Source organism: Nostocoides sp. (assembly GCF_035343835.1).
GTDB lineage: Bacteria > Actinomycetota > Actinomycetes > Actinomycetales > Dermatophilaceae > Nostocoides_A > Nostocoides_A vanveenii.
Window position 1 is genome coordinate 1 of record NZ_DAOQZV010000362.1, and the last position, 2,144, is coordinate 2,144.

Here is a 2,144-nt window from a genome sequence, read left to right on the forward strand (position 1 = left end):
CTGGCTGGCGGTGCTCGGGGGCTCGACCGCGGCGCGCGCGCTGACGGGCACCGGTGCGCTGCGCCCACTCGCGCAGGCGGCGTGGGGAATGGGCCTGCTCTCGCTGGCCGGCGTCCCCCTGACCGTGGGCGGCTTCTCCAAAGAGCACGTCATCGCCGTCGCTGCGTGGGTCGAGGGCGGCTCGGGGCCGGGCGCGCGCCAGGCGCTCGTGTCCGCGGCTCTGCTCGCGACGGTGGCGATGACCGCGGCCTATGCCACGCGGGCCTACGAGGTCGTGGCGGCTCCCCGGCGACTCGATGCGCACCCCGCGGCGCCGCGGGAGGCATCGGCGCTCGCGCAGCTGGTCCTCGGCGTGCTCGCCGCGGCAACCATCGGGGCGAGCCTGCTCTTCGTCACCGGTGTCCTGCCCGGAGCGAGCCTGCACTTGGGGCTACTGGTGCTCTCGATCGGGTTGATCCTCGTTGGCGTCCTCGTCGGCTGGTATCTGCGGCCCGACGATGCCAAGCCGCCCACGCGACTGATGGCCATGGCGGACAAGGGATTCGGAGCGGACACGGCATACGTCACGCTGGTGGCGAAGCCAGTGCTCGCGCTAGCGCGAGCGGTCGCCTTCGTCGACCGGGAGATCGTCGATCTGTATGTCCGGGGGGCCGGCTCGGGGACGCCCGTGCTCGCTGCGCTAGCCGGGCGCGCGCATCGCCGCGAGCGCGTCGCGACCAATCTGGTGTGGGTGTTGCTCGGGCTGCTAGCAGTCGCCGGGGTGGCGTTATGGGCCTGATTCTCATCGCTTTGCTGTTGCCGACTCTGGCCGGGGGTGGGTTAGTGGTCACGGGCCGCCGGGTGGGGGCGGGCGTGGCTTTCGGGGTTGCGCTCGTGGCGGCGCTCGGCAGCCTGGGGGCCACCTGTGCAGCGGTCGCGACCTCGGCCAGCGTGGACCGCCCGTGGATCGAGGCACTGGGCGTGCACCTGGCGCTCGGGTCGGACTCGATCAGCGCGCCGCTGCTGGTGCTGGCGGCTGGGATCACCGTGCTGGTGGTCGTTCACGGTCGCCGTCATCTGCCGGCTGGTGGACCGCCGGCGCTCTATTACGGGCTGGTCCTGCTGGTCGAACTCGGCGCGCTCGCGACCTTCTGGGCGCGTGACCTGATCGTCTTCTTCGTAGCCTTCGAGATCGTGCTGATCCCGATGTGGCTGCTCATCGGGCGATTCGGTGACGATCACAGCCCGGCGGCTCGGTCCGACGCGGCCGGCCGGTTCCTGCTCTACACGGCGCTGGGGTCGAGCGCGATGCTCGCCGGGATCCTGACGCTGACCTTCGCGGCCGGCACATCGAGCATGGCGGGGGTCATCGCCGTGGGCGTCTCCCCGCCGGCGCAGTTGGCGGCGGCGATCCTGCTGGTGCTCGGGCTTGGCGTCAAGGTGCCGCTGCTGCCCGTGCACACCTGGTTGCCGCCGGCCCACACCATCGCGCCGACCGGCGGGTCGGTCCTGCTCGCGGCTGTGCTGCTGAAAATGGGCACCTATGGCCTGATCCGCCTCCCGGTCGCGCTCTCGCCCGATGGCTTTACCCGGGTGGCGCCGGCGCTCGCGGTGGTCGGTGCGGCCGGCACCATCTGGGGCGGCCTGGTCTGCCTCGTCGAGCGCGACCTGAAACGGCTGATCGCCTATTCGTCGATCGCCCACATGGGCTTTGTCGCCCTGGCCTTGGGGACCAACACCGCGCTGGGGGTTCAGGCCGCGTTGCTGACGAATGTGGCGCACGGCGTGGTCGCGGCCCTCTTGTTCTTCGTCGTCGGTGGATTGAAGCAGCGGTGGGGCAGCACCGACTTGGCGGTCGTGCTCCCGGCCGTCCGGGAGGTCTGGCCGGGACTCGGGTTCGCCCTCATCGTCGGACTGGCGGCGAGCTTGGGCCTGCCCGGCCTGGCGACCTTCTGGGGCGAGTTCCTCACCATCGTGGCGTCCTGGCGCGGGGCAACCGGCCTGCCGGCGAACGTCGTCGCGTCGGGCGATCTGGCTGGGGGCTGGTTCGCCTGGGTGCCGGCGACCGCGCCGGTGACGCTGTTGCGGGTGTGCGCGATCGCCGCGGCAACGGGCGCGGCGCTCGCTGCGGCATACGCCCTCCGCGTCGCGCGGAGGGCGTATGC

At 72.1% G+C, this 2,144-nt stretch carries 1 protein-coding gene and 1 pseudogene; both read left to right on the plus strand.

From position 1 onward, the window contains the following. Positions 1 to 778: pseudogene (locus tag PKH97_RS16120) on the plus strand (NADH-quinone oxidoreductase subunit L); the annotation flags it as partial. Then, on the plus strand, positions 769 to 2,144 hold a 1,376-nt coding region (locus PKH97_RS16125; protein WP_324388627.1), incomplete at its 3' end, for an NADH-quinone oxidoreductase subunit M. The pseudogene PKH97_RS16120 and the gene PKH97_RS16125, both read left to right, overlap by 10 nt.